This is a genomic window from Streptomyces sp. NPDC048483 (assembly GCF_040651455.1).
Classification (GTDB): domain Bacteria; phylum Actinomycetota; class Actinomycetes; order Streptomycetales; family Streptomycetaceae; genus Streptomyces.
Window position 1 is genome coordinate 52,141 of record NZ_JBEZJZ010000009.1, and the last position, 20,234, is coordinate 72,374.

13 protein-coding genes are annotated in these 20,234 nt (G+C 67.9%); 9 read left to right on the forward strand and 4 right to left on the reverse strand.

Annotated features, from left to right (window positions below):
• Positions 1-27: 27 nt before the first annotated feature.
• The gene (locus AB0D04_RS07285; RefSeq protein ID WP_362700284.1) at positions 28-3,477 is read right to left on the reverse strand and encodes a GH92 family glycosyl hydrolase; all 3,450 of its coding nucleotides are present in this window, start codon (positions 3,475-3,477) and stop codon (positions 28-30) included.
• Between the two features lie 467 nt (positions 3,478-3,944).
• On the opposite strand from AB0D04_RS07285, the gene ngcE reads away from it, so the two are divergent.
• The 9 genes from ngcE to AB0D04_RS07330 all read left to right on the forward strand — a co-directional run bounded on the left by ngcE (position 3,945) and on the right by AB0D04_RS07330 (position 16,279).
• On the forward strand, positions 3,945-5,384 hold the full coding sequence (ngcE, locus tag AB0D04_RS07290; protein ID WP_362700286.1) for an N-acetylglucosamine/diacetylchitobiose ABC transporter substrate-binding protein: 1,440 nt from the start codon (positions 3,945-3,947) through the stop codon (positions 5,382-5,384).
• Between the two features lie 78 nt (positions 5,385-5,462).
• A complete protein-coding gene (locus AB0D04_RS07295; RefSeq protein ID WP_362700288.1) occupies positions 5,463-6,386 on the forward strand; it encodes a sugar ABC transporter permease in 924 nt (307 codons plus the stop codon).
• Positions 6,386-7,354 carry a carbohydrate ABC transporter permease gene (locus AB0D04_RS07300; protein ID WP_362700290.1) on the forward strand — a complete coding sequence of 323 codons (969 nt, stop codon included), beginning with the start codon at positions 6,386-6,388 and terminating at the stop codon, positions 7,352-7,354. Before AB0D04_RS07295 ends, AB0D04_RS07300 begins: the two co-directional genes overlap by 1 nt.
• 286 nt (positions 7,355-7,640) lie before the next feature.
• Entirely contained in the window at positions 7,641-8,840 is a 1,200-nt protein-coding gene (locus tag AB0D04_RS07305; protein ID WP_362700292.1) for an ROK family transcriptional regulator, read from the forward strand.
• Between the two features lie 140 nt (positions 8,841-8,980).
• Positions 8,981-10,075 (forward strand): substrate-binding domain-containing protein, encoded by a 1,095-nt coding sequence (locus AB0D04_RS07310; RefSeq protein ID WP_362700294.1) that lies wholly within the window; start codon positions 8,981-8,983, stop codon positions 10,073-10,075.
• Between the two features lie 117 nt (positions 10,076-10,192).
• Positions 10,193-10,993, forward strand: a complete 801-nt coding sequence (locus AB0D04_RS07315) for an ATP-binding cassette domain-containing protein (protein ID WP_362700296.1) — start codon at positions 10,193-10,195, stop codon at positions 10,991-10,993.
• A complete protein-coding gene (locus tag AB0D04_RS07320) occupies positions 10,990-12,297 on the forward strand; it encodes a sugar ABC transporter permease (protein WP_362700298.1) in 1,308 nt (435 codons plus the stop codon). The genes AB0D04_RS07315 and AB0D04_RS07320 overlap by 4 nt, the downstream gene beginning before the upstream one ends.
• Positions 12,298-12,519: 222 nt before the next feature.
• Positions 12,520-14,514: a 1-deoxy-D-xylulose-5-phosphate synthase gene (dxs, locus tag AB0D04_RS07325; RefSeq protein WP_362700300.1), complete on the forward strand. Its 1,995-nt coding sequence runs from the start codon at positions 12,520-12,522 to the stop codon at positions 14,512-14,514.
• A gap of 217 nt (positions 14,515-14,731) precedes the next feature.
• Positions 14,732-16,279, forward strand: coding sequence for an amino acid permease (locus AB0D04_RS07330; RefSeq protein ID WP_362700302.1), 1,548 nt, complete (start codon positions 14,732-14,734; stop codon positions 16,277-16,279).
• Between the two features lie 43 nt (positions 16,280-16,322).
• Here the strand turns inward: AB0D04_RS07330 and AB0D04_RS07335 are convergent, their stop codons facing one another.
• The 3 genes from AB0D04_RS07335 to AB0D04_RS07345 all read right to left on the reverse strand — a co-directional run bounded on the left by AB0D04_RS07335 (position 16,323) and on the right by AB0D04_RS07345 (position 20,146).
• The gene (locus tag AB0D04_RS07335) at positions 16,323-16,709 is read right to left on the reverse strand and encodes an NTP pyrophosphohydrolase (RefSeq protein ID WP_362700303.1); all 387 of its coding nucleotides are present in this window, start codon (positions 16,707-16,709) and stop codon (positions 16,323-16,325) included.
• A gap of 81 nt (positions 16,710-16,790) precedes the next feature.
• Positions 16,791-18,923, reverse strand: coding sequence for a 3-hydroxyacyl-CoA dehydrogenase NAD-binding domain-containing protein (locus AB0D04_RS07340; RefSeq protein ID WP_362700305.1), 2,133 nt, complete (start codon positions 18,921-18,923; stop codon positions 16,791-16,793).
• Positions 18,920-20,146, reverse strand: a complete 1,227-nt coding sequence (locus tag AB0D04_RS07345) for an acetyl-CoA C-acyltransferase (protein WP_362700307.1) — start codon at positions 20,144-20,146, stop codon at positions 18,920-18,922. The genes AB0D04_RS07340 and AB0D04_RS07345 overlap by 4 nt, the downstream gene beginning before the upstream one ends.
• Positions 20,147-20,234 lie beyond the last annotated feature (88 nt).

Sequence of the window (20,234 nt, forward strand, 5' to 3'; positions counted from 1 at the left end):
GACAGCGGGGCGCAGACGCCGTGGCCGTCACTCCCTGGCAGCCGTGCCGGAGGGGCTCCCGGCCGACAGAAGTTCCACCTCTGCCAGCCTGGGCGCCGGCCCGCCCCCGGTGGGCGCCAGGCGGTAGTGCGTGTACGAGCCGGGGCGGGCGATCGTGAAGACCCGGGTCTGATGATCCCAGGGGAAGGCCTCGTCGGCGCGTTTGTCCAGGTCCGTCCAGGTCGAGCCGTCGGCAGACCCCTGCAGCACCCACCCCGTGGGCGCCTTGTCGTGGTCCGACGAAGTGAGGGTGTACTGGGCCGCGCGGCCGGCGGTGGAGGACACCGGCAGGTCTGTCGACGGGCCGACGGCGGCGTCCGTGTCGGAGGTGTTGTCCAGGAGGGGGGAGCCGCCCGGAATGGTCAGATCCCTTGTGGGGGACGGGATGCGGTCGCCCTTGGTGAGGGACGTCGGCCCGGCGTCCTTACCGCTGCCCCAGGTCGAGGGCTTGGGTCCCATGGCGAATTCGAGCTCTCCGCCGCGGGAGAGCAGCGCGTGGGGCAGGGCGGTGGAATTCCAAGGTTTTCCGTTGAGCTTGAGGGACTGTACGTAGATGTTGCGGGCGTTGTTGCGGGGGGCGTTGACGACCAGATCGCGGCCGTTCTCGAGATGGAGGGTCGCCTTGGTGAAGAGCGGGGAGCCGACCGCGTATTCGCCCTGGCCCATGACCAGCGGATAGAAGCCGAGGGCGCTGAAGATGTACCAGGCGGACATCTCGCCGTTGTCCTCATCGCCCGGATAGCCCTGGCCGATGTCGCTGCCGAGATAGAGGCGGGAGAGCGCCTCGCGGACCTTTTGCTGGGTTTTGTACGGCTGCCCGGCGGCGTCGTAGGTGTAGGCGATGTGGTGTGACGGCTGGTTGCTGTGGCCGTACATGCCCATGCGGGTGTCGCGGGCCTCGGTCATTTCGTGGATGACATCCCCGTAGGAGCCGGCGAATTCCTTGGAGGCCGTCTCGGGGGTGGAGAAGTAGGTGTCGAGTTTCTTGGCGAGCCCGGACCGGCCGCCGTAGAGATTGGCCAGGCCGCGGGTGTCCTGGGGGGCGGTGAAGGCGTAGGTCCAGGCGTTGGTCTCGGTGTAATCGTTGCCCCAGACGCGGGGGTCGAACTTGTTCGGCGGGAGACGCCAGTTGCCTTTGGCGTCCTTGCCCTGGAAGAAGCCGACCTTGTCGTCGAAGAGGGTGACGTAGTTCTGGGCGCGGTGCAGGAAGTAGGCCGATTCTTCCTTGTAGCGCTGCTTGTGCGTTTTCTCGTAGAGGGCCTTGCCCATGCGGGCGATGCCGAAGTCGTTGAGGTAGCCCTCCAGGGCCCAGGACATGCCTTCGCGGGTATCGGTGCTCGTATAGCCGAGGAAGGGGGAGGTGTTCATGCCTTTGCGGCCGACGCCAGGGCTGGGCGGGGCCACGGTGGCGTTCTTCACGGCTGCGGAGTAGGCGGCCGCTGCATCGAATCTCACGCCCTTGGCAAACGCATCGGCGAAGGCCACATCGGAACTCGTACCGGTCATCAGGTCGGCATAGCCGGGGGAGGACCAGCGGGAGATCCAGCCGCCGTCCTTGTACTGCTGGACGAAGCCGTCGACCATGTTCCCGGCCCGCTTCGGGGTGAGCAGGGAATAGGCGGGCCAGGTGGTGCGATAGGTGTCCCAGAAGCCGTTGTTGACGTAGATCCCGCCGTCGACGATTTTCGAGCCGGTATGGGTGGGGGTGTCGGGGCCGGTCTGCGGGGAGAAGGGGCTGGCATAGCGGGTGCGTGAGCCGACCTGCTCGGAGCCGGAGTTGGGGTAGAGGTAGAGGCGATAGAGGTTGGAGTAGAGGGTGGTGAGCTGGTCCCGGCTTGCGCCTTCGACCTCGATGCGGCCCAGGAGGTCGTCCCACTGGGACTGGGCGCGGTGTCGGATGCTGCTGAAGGTGGCATCCGCGGGGATTTCGCGGGACAGGTTCGCCCGTGCCTGGTCCACGCTGATCAGGGACGTGGCGATGCGCATGGTGACGGTGTGGTCGGCGCGGGGTGTGAAGCGGAGATGGCCGGTGACGTCCTTGCCGCCTCCGCCGTCGAGCTTGCCACCGCCGGTGACGGGCGCGTCGAAGGCGCCGTAGACGAAGAGCCGGGTGGCGCCGGTGGACAGGCCGCTCTTGACATCGGAGAAGCCGGTGACGATGCCGCGCTCGGTGTCCAGGCTCAGGCCGCCCTTGTTGTTGACATTGTCGAAGATGAGGCCGGCGTTGTTGCCGGGGAAGGTGAAGCGCATCAGGGCGGCGTGGTCGGTCGGGGTGATCTCTGCCTTGAGACCGTTGTCGAAGGTCACGCCGTAGTAGTGCGGCTTCGCGGTCTCGTTGGCGTGGTGGAAGGGGAGGGCGCGGGCGGTGCGGGAGGCGTCCGGGGTGCCGGCTGCGGTGGAGGGCATCACCTGGAACGTCTGGCGGTCGCCCATCCAGGGGCTGGGCTCATGGCTGGCGCTGAAGGCCTGGAGGGTGGGCAGATTGTCGGCGTTGTTCTTGCGCGCATATTCGTAGAGCCAGTCGGCGGAGCCCGCGTTGGTCACCGGTGTCCAGAAGTTGAAGCCGTTGGGGACGGCGGTGGCGGGGAAGGTGTTGCCGCGCGAGAAGCTGCCGCTGGAGAGGGTGCCGCGCGTGGTGAGGGCGTAGTCGGAGGGGTGGGGCAGCCGCTTGTCCGGTGGCTTGGGGGCGAGGGTGAGGTCGTCGAGCCAGCCGCGGAAGGCCGGGGCGGTGCGCGGTGCCGCGGGGGCGTCGTAGGCGATGAGGATGCGGTCGATGGTTTTGCCGGCGGCGACCGCGCCGATGCGGGACTCGCGATGGTTCCACTGGTTGGCGTAGAGGGTCTTGGAGGAGGCCTGGCCCTGCGGTGTCAGCGGGGTGCCGTGCTGGTCCACGGCACGCAGGTCGCTGAGGTAGGTGCCGTCGGTGAAGGCGAGGTCCACGGCGACGTGGGTGGCGGGGTAGGCGAGGTCGGTTCTGGCCATCTCCGGGAAGAGCTTGTAGGAGAGGGCAGTTGACGCCGTGACGGGGATGCTGACGTCGAAGAGTTTGTTGTACGAGTAGCCGCGGGCGGGGGCGGCGTGGGTGCCGGCGTAGCGCAGGGCGTGGGTGCCGCTGAAGCCTGCGTGCGGCTTGGCGGTGGGGGAGTCGGCGGGGCCGGTGTCGGGGTGGCTGGTCATGCCGGTGGCCGCGGAGGTGCCTTCCGGGGTGACGCCGGCGGCGCGGGGCCTGCCGTCGGGGGTGGTGTCGACGGTGTCGGTCCAGGTGGGCGACGGGTCGCCGGGCTCGAAGGAGGAGTGGAACTCCGTTGCCGCCATGGGGGTTTGGGGCGGCGCGGCCTGGGCCGGGCCGTGCGCGGTGATGACGAGCAGAGCGGCCGCCGCGAGGACAGCGGGGCGGGTGAATCCCCGCCGTGGACGGTGCCGGTGTCTGTGCCGCACGCGAGCCCTCTCAACGGAAGTGACATCGTTGTCAGTTGGGTGGCGCCGAAATACGCAGAGATAAGTGGGGAGAAGCAGAGATAAGTAAGCGGGGCGGGGCGATGGGTGTCAAGGGTGCTGTTGCGCTCGGTGGGTCGCCGTACCGGCGGGGCGGAGCGGCGTGTCGGCCTGCGGTGGATCTGCCCCGCATGCCGGAGAGGTCTCAACTAGGGAAAGACGCCGTCCAACCCTGCATTCGATCTTGCCCCTTCGGCCGGAAGTGGACTATACCTGTCGGCATCCATCCGGCCGTGCGACTGGGCCGTGGATCCGGGGGAGTACGGGGGAATGGATGATTTCCCCGCGTCTCCCTAGCGCGTATCCCGCGCGTCCGGTGCACATCCCGTACAACTCAGCTTCATCTGACCTGCGGTGCCGGGGTGGCTCCGGTACACCGCCTGAGTCCTGAAGAAGGCGAGGACTTGAGCATGGGATCCACCTCAGAATTCAACCGTCGCGATCTGGTCAAGCGGGCCGCAGCCCTGGGGATCGTCGCCGTACCGGCCATGAGCATGTTGTCGGCCTGTGCCGGGGCCTCCAGCGGCGACGGCGACAAGGTCGCCAAGGGAAAGAAGACGGCGAAGAATCCGCTGGCCGTCAATGAGTCCGCGGGCCTCGATGTCGTCATCTTCGACGGTGGATTCGGCGACAAGTACGCCAAGGACGCGCAGGCCGAGTACACCAAGGCATTCCCCAAGACCGACGGCAAGGTCAAGCTCTCCTCGACGCAGAAGATCCAGTCGACGCTGCAGTCGCGCTTCAACGGGGGAAATCCGCCGGATCTCATCGACAACTCCGGTGCCGAGCAGATGGATTTCGGCACGCTGGTGGGCAAGGAACAGCTCAGCGATCTGACGTCTCTTCTCGACGCGCCCTCGATCGACGACCCGAAGAAGAAGGTGCGCGACACGCTGCGCCCCGGTGTCATCGAGATGGGGCAGTTCGGTGGTAAGGAGACCTGGGTCCTGTACTACGCGTACACGGTGTACGGCGTGTGGTACTCGAAGGGGAATCTGCAGAAGCTGGACGCGGAATACCCCGAGACCTGGGACGACATGCTCGCGCTGTGTGCGAAGGCCAAGAAAAGGGGCATCGCGGGCTGGGCCTATCCGGGTAAGTACCCCTACTACTTGCCCTTCAGTCTCTACCCGTTCATCGCCAAGATCGGCGGAGCGGAGGTCCTGCGGCGGATCGACAACCTCGAGCCGAACGCCTGGAAGGACCCGGCGGTCAAGGCGGCATTCGACGCCTATTACGAGCTCTACAAGAAGGGGTACGTCCTCAAGGGCTCGCCGGGCCTGGACCACCTCCAGTCGCAGAAGGCCTGGGCCGACGGCAAGGCGTTGTTCATCCCCAACGGTTCCTGGGTGGAGAACGAGTCGGCCAAGCAGATCGCGAAGAACCCGAATTTCGATCTCGCGGTCGGCGCGCCGTCCGGCCTCTCCACCTCGGACAAGATGCCGTTCGGCACGATCTGGGCCTCGGGCGGCGAACCGTACATCGTCCCGAAGGCGGCGAAGAACTCCCAGGGCGGTATGGAACTGCTGCGCATCATGCTCGGCAAGAAGTCCGCGCAGAACTTCATCAAGCAGGTTTCCTCGCTCTGTTCGTTCAACGGCGGCACGGACGGCGTCACGCTTCCGCCGGGTCTTTCCTCGGCGAATGCGGCGCTGGAGAAGGCCGGCTCGAACATCGTCAATCCGCGACTCCAGGACTGGTATGTGGCGCTGCAGAAGGAGCGGATCGGGGCCGGCGCGCTGGGCGAGATGATGGCCGGCCGGATGACACCGGACGAGGCCATAAAGAAGATCCAGAAGTATGCGGACGACACCCGCGCCGACTCCAGCGTCAAGAAGTACAAGCGCTGACCGATGCGTTGCGTCGGCCGATGAGTGCACGGCGTCACCAGCGGCTGCCGCCGCAGGCAGAGAACGGGATCGGTAGTCATGCAGCACGGTAAATACCGTTTCATCGCGGGGTTCCTGGTCGTCCCGCTGGTGATTTATGGGATCTTCGTGATCTCGCCGTTCGTGCAGGCCATCTACTACTCCTTCACGGACTGGACCGGCCTGAGTCCGGACATGAAAATGGTCGGCTTCGACAATTACGTCCGGCTCTTCCAGGACGATGTCTTCTGGGCCGCGGTGGGCAACAGTGTGACGCTGCTGATTCTGCTGCCGGTGGTGACGCTTGCGCTCGGGCTCTTCTTCGCCTTCATGCTCAATGTCGGCGGCCGCCGGCGGAAGAAGGCGGTGATCGGCGGCGTACGCGGCTCGGCTGCGTACAAGATCCTCTACTTCTTCCCGCAGGTGCTGTCCATCCCGATCGTCGCGCTGCTGTTCCAGTTCGCGTACAACCCGGAGAGCGGCGCGCTCAACGCGTTCTTCACGGCGATCGGTCTGGACGGTGTGCAGCCGGACTGGCTGGGGGATCCGCAGATCGCGTTGTGGTGTGTGATGGCCGCGATGGTGTGGGCCAATGTCGGCTTCTATGTCGTGCTCTTCTCGGCCGGTATGAGCTCCATTCCGAAGGACTTCTACGAGGCCGCGCTGCTGGACGGCGCCAACCGCTTCAACACGTTCTTCCGGATCACGCTGCCGCTGCTGTGGGACACCGTGCAGACCGGCTGGATCTATATGGGCATCCTCGCCCTGGACGTCTCGGCCTTCGCGTTCGTGCAGATCATGAGCGTCGGTCCGGGCGGTCCCGACTATTCGACCGAGGTCCTTCCGCTGTACGTGTACCAGAAGACCTTCCGCGACGGTCAGGCCGGCTACGCGACCTCCATCGGCGTTTCCCTGCTGATCGTGACCCTCATCTTCTCGGCCATCGTGATGCGGCTGGGACGACGCGAGCGACTGGAGTTCTGATGAGTGCGCAGACGGACCCCGCGGAGCTGCCGGGCACCACGAAAGGTGCCTCGCAAGAGGGCACGAACGGTGTCACGGACGGCGTCACCAAGGAGAAGCCGGGGCCGCCCTCCAAGGTCAGGAAAGCCGGCGAAAGCAGTGAGGGCGGCGTCCTCAATGTCTTTTCGCACGGTGTCCTGGTGATCTGGGGCCTGCTGGTCACCATGCCGCTGCTGTGGGCGGTGGTCAGCTCCTTCAAGGACGACACCGAGATCTTCGGCTCGCCCTGGGGGCTGCCGTCGGTCCTGCATTTCGACAACTGGGCGCGCGCCTGGGACAAGGCGAACATGGGCCAGTACTTCCTCAACTCGCTCATTGTGGTGGGGGGTTCGCTGATCGGCACGATGCTGCTCGGGTCGATGGCGGCGTATGTGCTGGCCCGTTTCGACTTCCCCGGGAACCGGTTTCTGTACTTCCTGTTCGTCGGTGGAATGGGTTTCCCGGTCATCCTGGCGCTGGTCCCGCTGTTCTTCGTCATGAAGAACATGACCCTGCTCGACTCGTACCACGGTCTGGTCCTGGTCTATATCGCCTACTCGCTGCCGTTCACGGTCTTCTTCCTCAGCGGTTTCTTCAAAACCCTGCCGACCTCGGTGGCGGAGGCGGCGCTCATCGACGGGGCCTCGCACACCCGGACCTTCTTCCAGGTGATGCTGCCGATGGCGAAGCCCGGCCTGATCAGCGTCGGGATCTTCAACTTCCTCGGGCAGTGGAATCAGTACCTGCTGCCGACGGTGCTCAACGTCGGCGACCCGGACAAGAAGATGCTGACCCAGGGGCTGGTGGCGCTGGCGGTGAGCCAGGGGTACAAGGGCGACTGGTCGGGGCTCTTCGCCGGTCTGACGATCGCGATGCTGCCGGTGCTGGCGGCGTACATCATCTTCCAGCGGCAGGTGGTGGCCGGTCTGACGGCCGGAGCCCTCAAGTAGGGCACCGCACGGAGACGAGGGCACCGCACGGAGACGAGGACACCGCACCGGAGACAAGGACTCCACACCGTACAGAGCTCACCACACACCGCACAGGGCCTCCCGCCGGTTCGCCGGGGGAGGCCCTCGGCGCGCCATGGCCATTCCGTATGCAGTCGGCTTGATCTCTTGTCCGCTCAAGGACTTGACGGGAGACGGCCCAGGCGCGTCAGCTTAGATTCACATGTTGGAGACAGAGCCGGGCCCCGCTGCTGTGGCCCAGCTTCAGACGGGAGTGGATGAGTCAATGGAGACTCCGGGGTCGCAGTCCTCGCTGCACCGGGCCAATCTGGAGCGGGTCGTACGAGCGGTGCGTATGGCGGGCTCACTCACGCAGGCGGAGATCGCCCGGAGCACCGGGCTGTCCGCGGCGACCGTTTCCAACATCGTTCGGGAGCTGAAGGACGGCGGGACCGTCGAGGTGACCCCCACCTCCGCGGGCGGACGGCGGGCGCGCAGCGTGTCCCTGTCGGGCGACGCGGGCATCGTCGTCGGGGTCGATTTCGGGCACTCTCATCTGCGGGTGGCGGTTGGCAATCTCGCCCACCAGGTGCTCGCCGAGGAGGCCGAGCCGATCGATGTGGACGCCTCCGCGGCCGAGGGCTTCGACCGCGCGGAACATCTGGTCAACCGGTTGATCGCGGCGACCGGGATCAACCCCGGCAAGGTCATCGGCGTCGGCCTGGGCGTCCCGGGCCCCATCGACGTCGAATCCGGCACCCTCGGGTCGACGGCGATCCTGCCGGGCTGGTCCGGTACGAACCCCAGCCAGGAGCTGTCCGGCCGCCTCGGGGTCCCGGTGTACGTCGACAACGACGCCAACCTGGGGGCGCTCGGTGAGCTGGTGTGGGGCGGCGGCCGGGGGGCCGCCGACCTTGCGTACATCAAGGTGGCCAGCGGTGTCGGCGCGGGCCTGGTGATCAGCGGGCAGATCTACCGCGGGCCGGGCGGCACCGCCGGCGAGATCGGGCACATCACGCTGGACGAGTCCGGGCCGGTCTGCCGCTGCGGCAACCGCGGCTGCCTGGAGACCTTCACCGCCGCGCGGTACGTGCTCCCGCTGCTCCAGCCGAGCCATGGCGCGGATCTGACCATGCCGCGGGTGGTGCAGCTGGCCCGCGAGGGCGACCCGGGCTGCCGGCGGGTGATTGCGGACGTAGGCCGCTATATCGGCAGTGGTGTGGCCAATCTGTGTAATCTGCTCAATCCGAGCCGGGTGGTGCTCGGCGGCGATCTCGCCGAGGCCGGTGAGCTGGTGCTGGCGCCGATCCGCGAATCGGTGTCGCGCTACGCGATCCCCAGCGCGGCGCGGCAGTTGGGCATCGTCCCCGGCACGCTCGGGGGCCGCGCGGAGGTGCTGGGCGCGCTCGCGCTCGTCCTGAGCGAGATGGGCGATTCGACCCTTCTCGACGGCGCGCAGAGCGTCGACGCGCCCGCCATAGCGTGAGAGCGCTGAGTTCACACAGCTAACGCATGGCACCGTTGCCATCTCGTTAAGGATTTACTTCTTGACGGTCGGCTGGCGGCCGAGTTGACTTCCAGCCACCTCGGCCGCAACGACGCGGCCTCGTCAGGGAGGCAACCCCAATGAACGTTTGGACGCGTCGCGTCGTCATAGGTACCGCCGCAGTCTCGATGGCGCTCTCCGTGGCCGCCTGCGGCAAAGCCGGTGACGGTGCCAAGAGCGGCGGTGGTGACGGCAAGACCATCGGTCTGCTGCTGCCGGAGAACAAGACCACGCGCTACGAGACCTTCGACCGCCCGCTGATCGAGGCGAAGATCAACGCGCTGTGCAGCGACTGCAAGGTGCAGTACAACAACGCCTCGCAGGACACCGAGAACCAGAAGAAGCAGTTCGACGCGCTGATCACCCAGGGCGTGAAGGTGATCATTCTGGACGCCGTGGACTACAAGGCCACCAAGTCCTGGGTCAACCAGGCGGCCAAGAAGGGCGTCAAGGTCGTCGCGTACGACCGGCTGGCAGAAGGCAACCTCTCCGCGTACGTGTCCTACGACAACGAGAAGATCGGCCGCCTGCAGGGCCAGGCCCTGGTCAAGGCGCTCGGTGACAAGGCCAAGGACAGCAATGTCGTCATGATCAACGGCTCGCCCACCGACCCGAACATGCCGTTCTTCAAGAAGGGCGCCCACAGCGTCCTCGACAAGCAGGTCAAGAAGGTCGCCTACGAGCAGGACATCCCGGACTGGTCGCCGGACGAGGCCAACAAGAAGATGAGCGCGGCCATCGACTCGCTCGGCAAGGACGACTTCCAGGGCGTCTACTCGGGCAACGACGGCATGGCAGGCGGCATCATCACCGCCCTCAAGAAGCAGGGCGTCAAGGTCCCGGTCGGCGGCCAGGACGCCGAGCTCGCGGGTCTGCAGCGGATCCTCAAGGGCGACCAGGCGTTCACCATCTACAAGCAGATCAAGCCGCAGGCCGACTCCACGGCCGAGATCGCGGTCAAGCTGCTCAAGGGCGAGAAGATCGGTTCCCTGACGGACACCAAGGTCGACAGCCTCAGCGGTGACGTCAAGGGCATCCCCGCCAAGCTGTACGACGCGCAGATCGTGACCAAGGACAACATCGCCTCCGCGATCATCAAGGACAAGGTCTACAAGGCGAGCGAGATCTGCACCGGCGACGTCAAGAAGGCCTGCGAAGCGGCCGACATCAAGTAACGCGCGCCCCTGGCCCGCGCCGCCCCGTCCCTGGCGCGGGCCCCTTCACCCCCCACTTCGCAGAGCCCCCCGCTCTTCGCGCCACCATCCCCGCCGTTTGCGACGGCGGCGAAGGAGATGATTCACGTGTCCGCTACGCCTGTGCTGGCGTTGCGCGGAATCTCCAAGCGGTTCGGTGCCGTCCAGGCACTCACGGACGTCACCCTGGAGATCCACCCCGGTGAGGTGGTCGCCCTCGTAGGCGACAACGGCGCCGGCAAGTCCACCCTGGTCAAGACCATCTCGGGCGTGCACCCCGTCGACGACGGTGCCATCGAGTGGGAAGGCCGGACGGTACGCATCAACAAGCCGCACGACGCCCAGGAGCTCGGCGTCGCCACCGTCTACCAGGACCTCGCGCTCTGCGACAACCTCGACGTCGTCGCCAACCTCTTCCTCGGTAACGAGAGCCGCACCGCCGGTGTTCTCGACGAGATCGCGATGGAGAAGCGCGCCAAGGAGCTGCTGGACACCCTGTCCATCCGTATCCCCAGCGTCCGGATCCCCGTCGCCGCGCTCTCCGGCGGCCAGCGGCAGGTCGTCGCCATCGCCCGCGCGCTGATCGGTGACCCGAAGGTCGTCATCCTCGACGAGCCCACCGCCGCCCTCGGCGTCGAGCAGACCGCGCAGGTCCTCGACCTCGTCGAGCGGCTGCGGGAACGCGGCCTGGGCGTCATCCTCATCAGCCACAACATGGCCGATGTGCAGGCCGTCGCGGACCGCGTCGCGGTGCTGCGGCTGGGCCGTAACAACGGTGTCTTCGATGTCGAGGGCACTTCCCACGAAGAGGTCATCGCCGCCATCACCGGCGCCTCGGACAACGCCGTCACCCGCCGCAAGGCGCGTACGGACCAGGTGAAGAAGGAGGCCGGGGCATGAGCGACCTCAAGAAGGAGCCCGTCGACGCCGCGGAGCCGACGGCCGAGAAGACCGAGACGGCCGACAAGACCGCCCCGGCCGCAGTCGACCCCCGGCTGCTCGTCCGCGAACAGGGCTTCACCGGCTACCTCAACGACTTCAAGCGCCGGGTGCGCGGCGGTGAGCTGGGCTCGCTGCCGGTCATCATCGGTCTGATCGTGATCGCGGTCGTCTTCCAGCTGAAGAACAGCAGCTTCCTGTCCGCCGACAGCCTCGCCAACATCGGCGTCTACACCTCCGGCCTCGGCATCATGGCCGTCGGCATCGTCTTCGTCCTGCTGCTCGGCGAGATCGACCTCTCGGTCGGCTCGGTGGCGGGTGTCGGCGCGGCCGTCTGGGCGGTGCTCAGCGTCACCCACGGCGTCAACGACTACCTCGCGGTCCTGATCGCCGTCGCCGCCGGTGTCGCCATCGGTGCCCTGCACGGATTCTTTTTCGCCAAGATCGGCGTGCCCGCGTTCGTCGTGACGCTGGCCGGCTTCCTCGGCTGGAGCGGCCTGCAGATCTGGATGATGGGCAACGAAGGCTCCATCAACACGCCGAGTGGCAGCCTGGTGGAGAACCTCACCGGCTACTACTTCGAGGACAAGGCCGCCGCTTACGGGCTGGCGCTGGTCGCGGTCCTCGCGTACGCCGGATCGCTGCTGCTGGACGCCAAGCGCCGCAAGGCCGCCGCCCTGCCCTCGCGGCCGCTCAGCGAGATCGCGCTGCGTGCCGGCGTGGTCGCGGTGCTCTCCTTTGTCGTCGCCTACGTCCTCAACGAGCCGGCCGGCGCCCGCGGCCTCCCGCTGGCCCTGGTGCTGTTCCTCGCCGTGCTGGTCATCGCGGATTTCGTGGTGCGCCGTACGACCTACGGGCGGCAGATCTTCGCGGTCGGCGGCAACGCCGAGGCGGCCCGCCGCGCCGGCATCAACGTCAACAAGATCCGGATCAGCGTCTTCGCCATCTCCGGGATGCTGGCCGCCTTCGGCGGACTGTTCATCGCCAGCCTCTCCGGTGGCGCCACCAAGAACCTGGGCTCCGGCAACACGCTGATGAACGTCATCGCGGCGGCCGTCATCGGCGGCACCAGCCTCTTCGGCGGCCGCGGCAAGATCTGGTCGGCGCTGCTGGGCATGCTGGTCATCCAGTCGATCCAGCAGGGCCTGAACCTGCTCGGCATGGCCAGCGAGATCCAGTACATGATCACCGGTGCGGTGCTGCTCGCCGCCGTCGTGATCGACTCGGTCTCCCGCCGTACGCAGAAAACGGCCGGGCGCACCTGACCCGGTCCGGACATTCTGGGCGGACCGGCCCCCACCAGGCATACGCCAGTGGGGGCCGGCCCGTGTCCGCGGGTAGCTCCGTTCGGTTGTCGCACCCCGGTGACATACATCGCAAGGCCCGGCCGTCGGCACCGTGGGCGGAACATTAGACTCATCTGATCGGCACGCTCGATGCACGGCAACAGGCACAGGCAGCAGGCAGAACGCAGCAAGGAGGCAGGAGTGGAAAAGGTGCCGCGCGAAGCGCGCCAGGTCGGGGCGGTGGCGGGCGACGGGCGGGCGTTGCTTTCCCGTATCAGGGGACCGCGCGATCTGGACCGGCTGGAGCCGGAGCAGCTTGAGCAGCTGGCGGGGGAGATCCGTACCTTCCTCGTCGATGCGGTGTCCAAGACCGGCGGCCACCTCGGCCCGAACCTCGGCGTGGTCGAGCTGACCATCGCCCTGCACCGCGTCTTCCGCTCCCCGAAGGACAAGGTCCTCTTCGACACGGGACACCAGTCCTACGTCCACAAGCTGCTCACCGGCCGCCAGGACTTCACGGGGCTGCGCACCAAGGGCGGCCTGTCCGGCTACCCCTCCCGCGCCGAGTCGCCGCACGACATCATCGAGAACAGCCACGCCTCCACGGTGCTGGGCTGGGCCGACGGTCTCGCCAAGGCCAACGAGGTACGCGGCAAGGACGACCATGTCGTCGCCGTCATCGGTGACGGCGCGCTCACCGGCGGTATGGCCTGGGAGGCGCTCAACAACATCGCCGCCGCCAAGGACCGCCCGCTCGTCATCGTCGTCAACGACAACGAGCGCTCCTACGCCCCGACCATCGGCGGCCTCGCCAACCACCTCGCCACGCTCCGTACCAGCGACGGCTACGAGCGCTTCCTGGCCCGCGGCAAGGACCTCCTCGAGCGCACACCCGTGGTCGGCAAGCCGCTGTACGAGACCCTGCACGGCGCCAAGAAGGGCCTGAAGGACTTCATCGCGCCACAGGGCATGTTCGAAGACCTGGGCCTGAAGTACGTCGGCCCGATCGACGGCCATGACATCGAGGCCCTGGAGTCCGCGCTGGCCCGCGCCAAGCGGTTCGGCGGCCCGGTCATCGTGCACTGCCTCACCGAGAAGGGCCGCGGCTACAAGCCCGCCGAGCAGGACGAGGCCGACCGCTTCCACGGCATCGGCCCGATCCACCCCGACACCGGCCTGCCGGTCAAGACCGCGGCCGCCAGCTGGACCTCCGTCTTCGGCGACGAGATGGTCAAGCTCGGCCGGGAGCGGGACGACATCGTCGCGATCACTGCGGCCATGCTCCAGCCCGTCGGCCTGAAGAAGTTCGCCGAGGCGTTCCCGGACCGTATCTACGACGTCGGCATCGCCGAGCAGCACGCCGCCACCTCGGCCGCGGGCCTGGCCACCGGTGGAGTGCACCCCGTCTTCGCCGTCTACGCCACGTTCCTCAACCGGGCCTTCGACCAGGTCCTGATGGATGTGGCGCTGCACAAGTGCGGTGTGACCTTCGTCCTGGACCGGGCCGGCGTCACCGGCGACGACGGCGCCTCGCACAACGGCATGTGGGACATGTCGATGCTCCAGGTCGTGCCCACGCTGCGGCTCGCCGCGCCGCGCGACGCCGAGCAGCTGCGCGCCCAGCTGCGCGAGGCCGTCGAGGTCAAGGACGCGCCGACGGTGCTGCGCTACTCCAAGGGCGTCGTCGGACCGGCCGTGCCCGCGGTCGGGAAGGTCGGCGGCATGGACGTCCTGCGCGAGAGCAAGGCCGACCGGCCCGACGTCCTGGTGGTCTCCGTGGGTGCCCTCGCGCCGATGTGCCTGGAGGTCGCCGACCTGCTGGACAAGCAGGGCATCTCCACCACCGTCGTCGACCCGCGCTGGGTCAAGCCGGTCGATGCGGCCCTGCCGGGGCTCGCCGCCAAGCACCGCGTCGTGGTCACCGTCGAGGACAACATCCGCTCCGGCGGCGTCGGTTCGGCCATCGCGCAGGCGCTGCGGGACGCCGGGGTGGACCTTCCGCTGCGCGACTTCGGCATCCCCGAGCGGTTCCTCGACCACGCCTCCCGTAAGGAGGTCATGGCCGAGATCGGGCTCACCGCGCCGGACATCGCCCGCCAGGTGACGGGTCTCGTCGCCCGGATCGACACCCGGGCCGGCGACGCCCAGTCCGTGGCGGCCACCGACGACCGGGCCGCCGAGGTCGCCCGCGACTGAGCCACGAACGGCGGCACGCTCCGCCATCCGGCAGCGTGAGGGGCCGGCCGGTCACCCGTACGGGTGTTCCGACCGGCCCCTCGGCATACCCGCGGCCACGCCCCATCGGGTGAATCACCGCCGTGCGAAGGCCCGCCGACACTGACTATTTCTCCCCATTGCGGAGACTCGGTCAGTTCAGGAGAGTTGCGAGGGTCGTCCAGGCGGAGGTTCGCCCATGAGCACACAGCACGGCACAGGGAAAATTTCGCGCCGCGATCGCGGCATGTTCCGGACGAAGACTGTGGAGCAGTCGATCCAGGACACCGAGGAGCCGGAGCACACGCTCAAGAAGTCACTTTCCGCGCTCGATCTGACGGTCTTCGGTGTCGGTGTCGTCATCGGAACCGGCATTTTCGTCCTCACCGGAAAGATTGCCAAGGAACAGGCGGGGCCCGCCGTCGCGGTCTCCTTCGTCGTCGCGGGCGTGGTCTGCGCGCTGGCGGCCCTGTGCTACGCAGAATTCGCTTCCACCGTCCCGGTCGCCGGTTCGGCCTACACCTTCTCGTACGCGTCCCTCGGCGAGTTCCCCGCCTGGATCATCGGCTGGGACCTGGTCCTGGAACTCGCCCTGGGCTGTGCGGTGGTCGCCGTCGGCTGGTCGGGCTATATCCGCTCGCTGATGGACTCCGCCGGCTGGCATCTGCCCACCGGACTGGCCGGCACCCACGAGGGAGTGTTCGGCTTCGACCTCCTCGCCTGCATCCTCGTCCTCGTCCTGACCGGCATCCTGGTGCTCGGGATGAAGCTGTCCTCGCGGGTGACGGCCGTGATCGTCGCCATCAAGGTCACCGTCGTGCTGCTGGTCATCATCGCCGGTGCCTTCTTCATCAGCGGCGCCAACTACGAGCCGTTCGTCCCGCCGAGCGTGCCCACTGAGGGCGGCGGCGGGCTCGCCGCGCCGCTGGCCCAGCTGATGTTCGGCTTCACCCCGGCCAACTTCGGCACCATGGGCATCTTCACCGCGGCCGCCGTGGTCTTCTTCGCCTTCATCGGCTTCGACATCGTGGCCACCGCGGCCGAGGAGACCCGCAACCCGCAGCGCGACGTCCCGCGCGGCATCCTCGGCTCGCTCGCCATCTGCACGGTCCTCTACGTCGCCGTCTCCGTCGTCGTCACCGGAATGGAGAAATACAGCAAGCTCTCCACCGACGCCCCGCTCGCCGACGCCTTCAAGGATCTCGGACATCCCTTCTTCGGGAACATCATCAGCTTCGGCGCGGCCGTCGGCCTCACCTCGGTCTGCATGATCCTGCTGCTCGGCCAGAGCCGGGTGTTCTTCGCGATGAGCCGGGACGGGCTGATGCCGCGGGTCTTCTCGCGCTCCCACCCGAAGTTCGGCACCCCGTACCGGGCGACCGTCCTGCTGGGTGTCGTGGTCGCCATCGCCTCCGGCTTCACGTCCATCGATGTCCTGGCCGAACTGGTCAACATCGGCACGCTGTTCGCGTTCGTCGTCGTTGCCATCGGCGTCATCATCCTCCGCCGCTCCCGCCCCGACCTGCCCCGTTCCTTCCGCACCCCGCTCGTCCCGTTCGTCCCGGTCCTGTCCGTCCTCGCCTCGCTGTGGCTGATGCTCAATCTGCCCGCCGAGACCTGGGTCCGCTTCGGGATCTGGATGGTGGCCGGCTTCGGCATCTACTTCGTGTACGGGCGCTCGCACAGCCGCCTCGGGATCCGCTCGCGGCAGAAAAGCCGGGAGGGCAGGGACAGCACCCCGTCGTGACCCCGGTGGGGCCCGTACGGTCTTGCGGCCGTACGGGCCTTCTTCATGTCCTCCGACGGCCCCAGACGGCGCGCGGCCCGGTCACCCGTGCCCCCAACGCCTCAACCCGCTCCCGCAATGCACGGTCCGCGGTGACCACCAGGCAGTCCCGGCCACCGCCCTCCGCTGCCACCAGCTCCACGATCCGGTCGTCCCCGCTGCCGCCCGCGGACTCCACCCGTACGCCCTCCACGGACGCCACCCCCCGCGCGGCGCCCTCCACGACCAGCACCATCTCCAGCGGCAGCGCGACCAGCCCCGGCAGCCCGTTGTCGACGTACTCCGGCAGCGCATCCCGCAACCGCTCCGCCGCCCCGTGCCGGTCCCGCCACCAGCCGTCCGGTACCGAGCCGACCACATTCGCGGCATCGACAATGACCAAGGAATCCATGGCGCCACCCTCCCACGAACGCGAAAGCGCGGGCCGACTCCACCGAGCCGGCCCGCGCATCCCGCAATCAGCTGTGCACCCTTACGCGGGCACGCTCGCCACGCCCGGGGCCAGGAACTTCTTGCCGGTCACCCGCTCGGAGACACCCTCGCGGTCCAGGTACGGCGTGATGCCGCCCAGGTGGAAGGGCCAGCCGGCGCCGGTGATCAGGCACAGGTCGATGTCCTGTGCCTCGGCGACGACGCCCTCGTCGAGCATGAGCCCGATCTCCTGGGCGACGGCGTCGAGCACGCGGTCACGGACCTGCTCCTCGGTCAGGACGACATCGCCCTGCTTGAGGAGAGCGGCGACCTCGGGGTCCAGCTCCGGCTTCCCGGAGTCGTAGACGTAGAAGCCGCGCTTGCCCGCCTTGACGACGGCCGCGAGGTTCGGGGAGACCGTGAAGCGCTCGGGGAACGCCCGGTTGAGGGTCTCCGACACATGCAGACCGATGGCCGGGCCGACCAGCTCCAGCAGCACCAGCGGCGACATCGGCAGACCGAGCGGCTCGATGGCCTTCTCCGCGGTCTCGACCGGGGTGCCCTCGTCGATGACGTTCTGGATCTCGCCCATGAAGCGGGTCAGGATGCGGTTCACGACGAACGCCGGGGCGTCCTTCGTCAGCACCGCGGTCTTCTTCAGCTTCTTGGCGACACCGAAGGCGGTGGCCAGCGAGGCGTCGTCGGTCTTCTCGCCGCGCACGATCTCCAGCAGCGGGAGGATCGCGACCGGGTTGAAGAAGTGGAAGCCCACGACCCGCTCGGGGTGCTTGAGCTTCGACGCCATCTCGGAGACGGAGAGCGAGGAGGTGTTGGTGGCGAGGATCGCGTGCGCCGGGGCGACGGCCTCCACCTCCGCGAACACCTGCTGCTTGACGCCGATCTCCTCGAAGACGGCCTCGATGATGAAGTCCGCGTCGGCGAAGCCCTCGGCCTTGTCCAGCACACCGGACACCAGGGCCTTGAGGCGGTTGGCCTTGTCCTGGTGGATCCGGCCCTTGCCGAGCAGCTTGTCGATCTCGGCGTGGACATAGCCCACACCCTTGTCGACGCGCTCCTGGTCGATGTCGGTCAGCACGACCGGCACCTCGAGGCGGCGCAGGAAGAGCAGCGCCAGCTGCGAGGCCATCAGACCGGCGCCGACGACGCCGACCTTGGTGACCGGACGCGCCAGGCTCTTGTCCGGCGCACCGGCGGGCCGCTTGCCGCGCTTCTGCACCAGGTTGAACGAGTAGATGCCGGCGCGCAGTTCGCCGCCCATGATCAGGTCGGCGAGCGCCTGGTCCTCGGCGTCGAAACCGGCCTGCAGGTCACCGCTCTTGGCGGCGGCGATGATGTCCAGCGCGCGGTACGCGGCCGGGGCGGCGCCGTGCACCTTGCCGTCGGCGATGAACCGGCCCTTGGCAACGGCCTGGTCCCAGGCCTCACCGCGGTCGACCTCGGGACGCTCGACGCTCACGTCGCCCTTGAGGACGTTCGCGGTCCAGATCAGCGACTGCTCCAGGAAGTCCGCGCCCTCGAAGATCGCGTCGGCGATCCCGAGGTCGAAGACCTGCTGGCCCTTGAGCTGCTTGTTCTGGTTGAGGGAGTTCTCGATGATGACCGAGACGGCCTTGTCGGCGCCGATCAGGTTCGGCAGCAGCGCACAGCCGCCCCAGCCCGGGACGAGACCCAGGAAGACCTCGGGCAGCGAGAACGCCGGCAGTGCCTTCGACACGGTGCGGTACGAGCAGTGCAGACCGACCTCGACGCCACCGCCCATGGCGGCACCGTTGTAGTAGGCGAAGGTCGGCACGGCCAGGCTCGCCAGCCGCTTGAAGACATCGTGGCCGCCCTTGCCGATGGCCAGCGCGTCCTCGTGCTTCTTGAGGATCTCGACGCCCTTGAGGTCGGCGCCGACGGCGAAGATGAACGGCTTGCCGGTGAGGCCGACGCCGACGATGTCGCCGTCCGCGGCCTCCTTCTCGACCTGGTCGATGGCGGCGTTCAGGTTCGCCAGCGAGCCGGGGCCGAAGGTGGTCGGCTTGGTGTGGTCGAAGCCGTTGTCCAGCGTGATCAGGGCGAACCTGCCCGCGCCGTACGGCAGGTCGAGGTGGCGTACGTGCGCCGACGTGACGACCTCGTCGGGGAACAGCTCGGCCGCACCCTTCAGAAGCTCAGCGGTGGTGGTGCTCACTTGTCGCCTCCGGCGTCCTTGTGGTTCGGGTTCTCCCAGATGACCGTGGCGCCCATGCCGAAGCCGACGCACATGGTGGTCAGGCCGTAGCGGACCTGCGGCTGCTCCTCGAACTGGCGGGCCAGCTGCGTCATCAGCCGGACACCGGAGGAGGCCAGCGGGTGACCGTAGGCGATCGCGCCGCCGTACTGGTTGACCCGCGCGTCGTCGTCGGCGATGCCGTAGTGCTCGAGGAAGGCGAGCACCTGCACGGCGAACGCCTCGTTGACCTCGAAGAGGTTGATGTCCTCGATGGAGAGCCCGGCCTTGGCCAGGGCCTTCTCCGTCGCCGGGATCGGGCCGTAGCCCATGACCTCCGGCTCGACGCCCGCGAAGGCGTAGGAGACGAGGCGCATCTTGACCGGGAGGTTGTTCTCCCGGGCGAAGTCCTCGGAGGCGAGGAGCGAGGCGGTGGCGCCGTCGTTGAGACCCGCGGCGTTACCGGCCGTGACCCGGCCGTGCGTACGGAACGGGGTCTTGAGGCCCGACAGGTTCTCCAGCGTGGTCCCCGGACGCATCGGCTCGTCGGCGGTGACCAGACCCCAACCGGTCTCGCCCACCTCGGCGTTGGTGTTCCGTACGGAGATCGGGACCAGGTCCTGCTGGATCTTCCCGTTCGCGTACGCCTTCGCCGCCTTCTCCTGCGAGCGCACGGCGTACTCGTCGGCGCGCTGCTTGGTGATGGTCGGGTAGCGGTCGTGGAGGTTCTCCGCGGTCATGCCCATGAACAGGGCCGACTCGTCGACGAGCTTCTCGGACACGAACCGGGGGTTCGGGTCGACGCCCTCGCCCATGGGGTGGCGGCCCATGTGCTCGACACCGCCCGCGATGACGGCGTCGTAGGCGCCGAAGGCGATGGAGCCCGCGGTGGCCGTGACGGCGGTCAGCGCACCGGCGCACATACGGTCGATGGAGTAGCCGGGCACGGACTGCGGGAGGCCCGCAAGGATGCCGGCGGTACGGCCCAGGGTCAGACCCTGGTCGCCGATCTGCGTGGTCGCGGCGATGGCGACCTCGTCGATCTTCGCGGGGTCCAGGTCCGGGTTGCGGCGCAGCAGCTCCCGGATGGCCTTTACGACGAGATCGTCGGCGCGGGTCTCGTGGTAGATGCCCTTCGGGCCCGCCTTGCCGAACGGGGTGCGGACGCCGTCGACGAAGACGACGTCCCTAGCGGTACGAGGCACGTTGGCTCTCCTCCAGGTGCGGGATGGCACTGCTGCGTGGGCGCCCCCAGGGACGCTTCACACCCACATGCTACTTACGGGTAACCAA

What these genes read in the sequence shown, in the direction of transcription:
- AB0D04_RS07300 (WP_362700290.1), top strand. Translation starts at nt 6,386, where the DNA reads ATGAGTGCGCAGACGGACCCCGCGGAGCTGCCGGGCACCACGAAAGGT.
- AB0D04_RS07330 (WP_362700302.1), top strand. Translation starts at nt 14,732, where the DNA reads ATGAGCACACAGCACGGCACAGGGAAAATTTCGCGCCGCGATCGCGGC.
- AB0D04_RS07320 (WP_362700298.1), top strand. Translation starts at nt 10,990, where the DNA reads ATGAGCGACCTCAAGAAGGAGCCCGTCGACGCCGCGGAGCCGACGGCC.
- AB0D04_RS07295 (WP_362700288.1), top strand. Translation starts at nt 5,463, where the DNA reads ATGCAGCACGGTAAATACCGTTTCATCGCGGGGTTCCTGGTCGTCCCG.
- ngcE (WP_362700286.1), top strand. Translation starts at nt 3,945, where the DNA reads ATGGGATCCACCTCAGAATTCAACCGTCGCGATCTGGTCAAGCGGGCC.
- AB0D04_RS07315 (WP_362700296.1), top strand. Translation starts at nt 10,193, where the DNA reads ATGATTCACGTGTCCGCTACGCCTGTGCTGGCGTTGCGCGGAATCTCC.
- AB0D04_RS07310 (WP_362700294.1), top strand. Translation starts at nt 8,981, where the DNA reads ATGAACGTTTGGACGCGTCGCGTCGTCATAGGTACCGCCGCAGTCTCG.
- AB0D04_RS07335 (WP_362700303.1), bottom strand. Translation starts at nt 16,709, where the DNA reads ATGGATTCCTTGGTCATTGTCGATGCCGCGAATGTGGTCGGCTCGGTA.
- AB0D04_RS07305 (WP_362700292.1), top strand. Translation starts at nt 7,641, where the DNA reads ATGGAGACTCCGGGGTCGCAGTCCTCGCTGCACCGGGCCAATCTGGAG.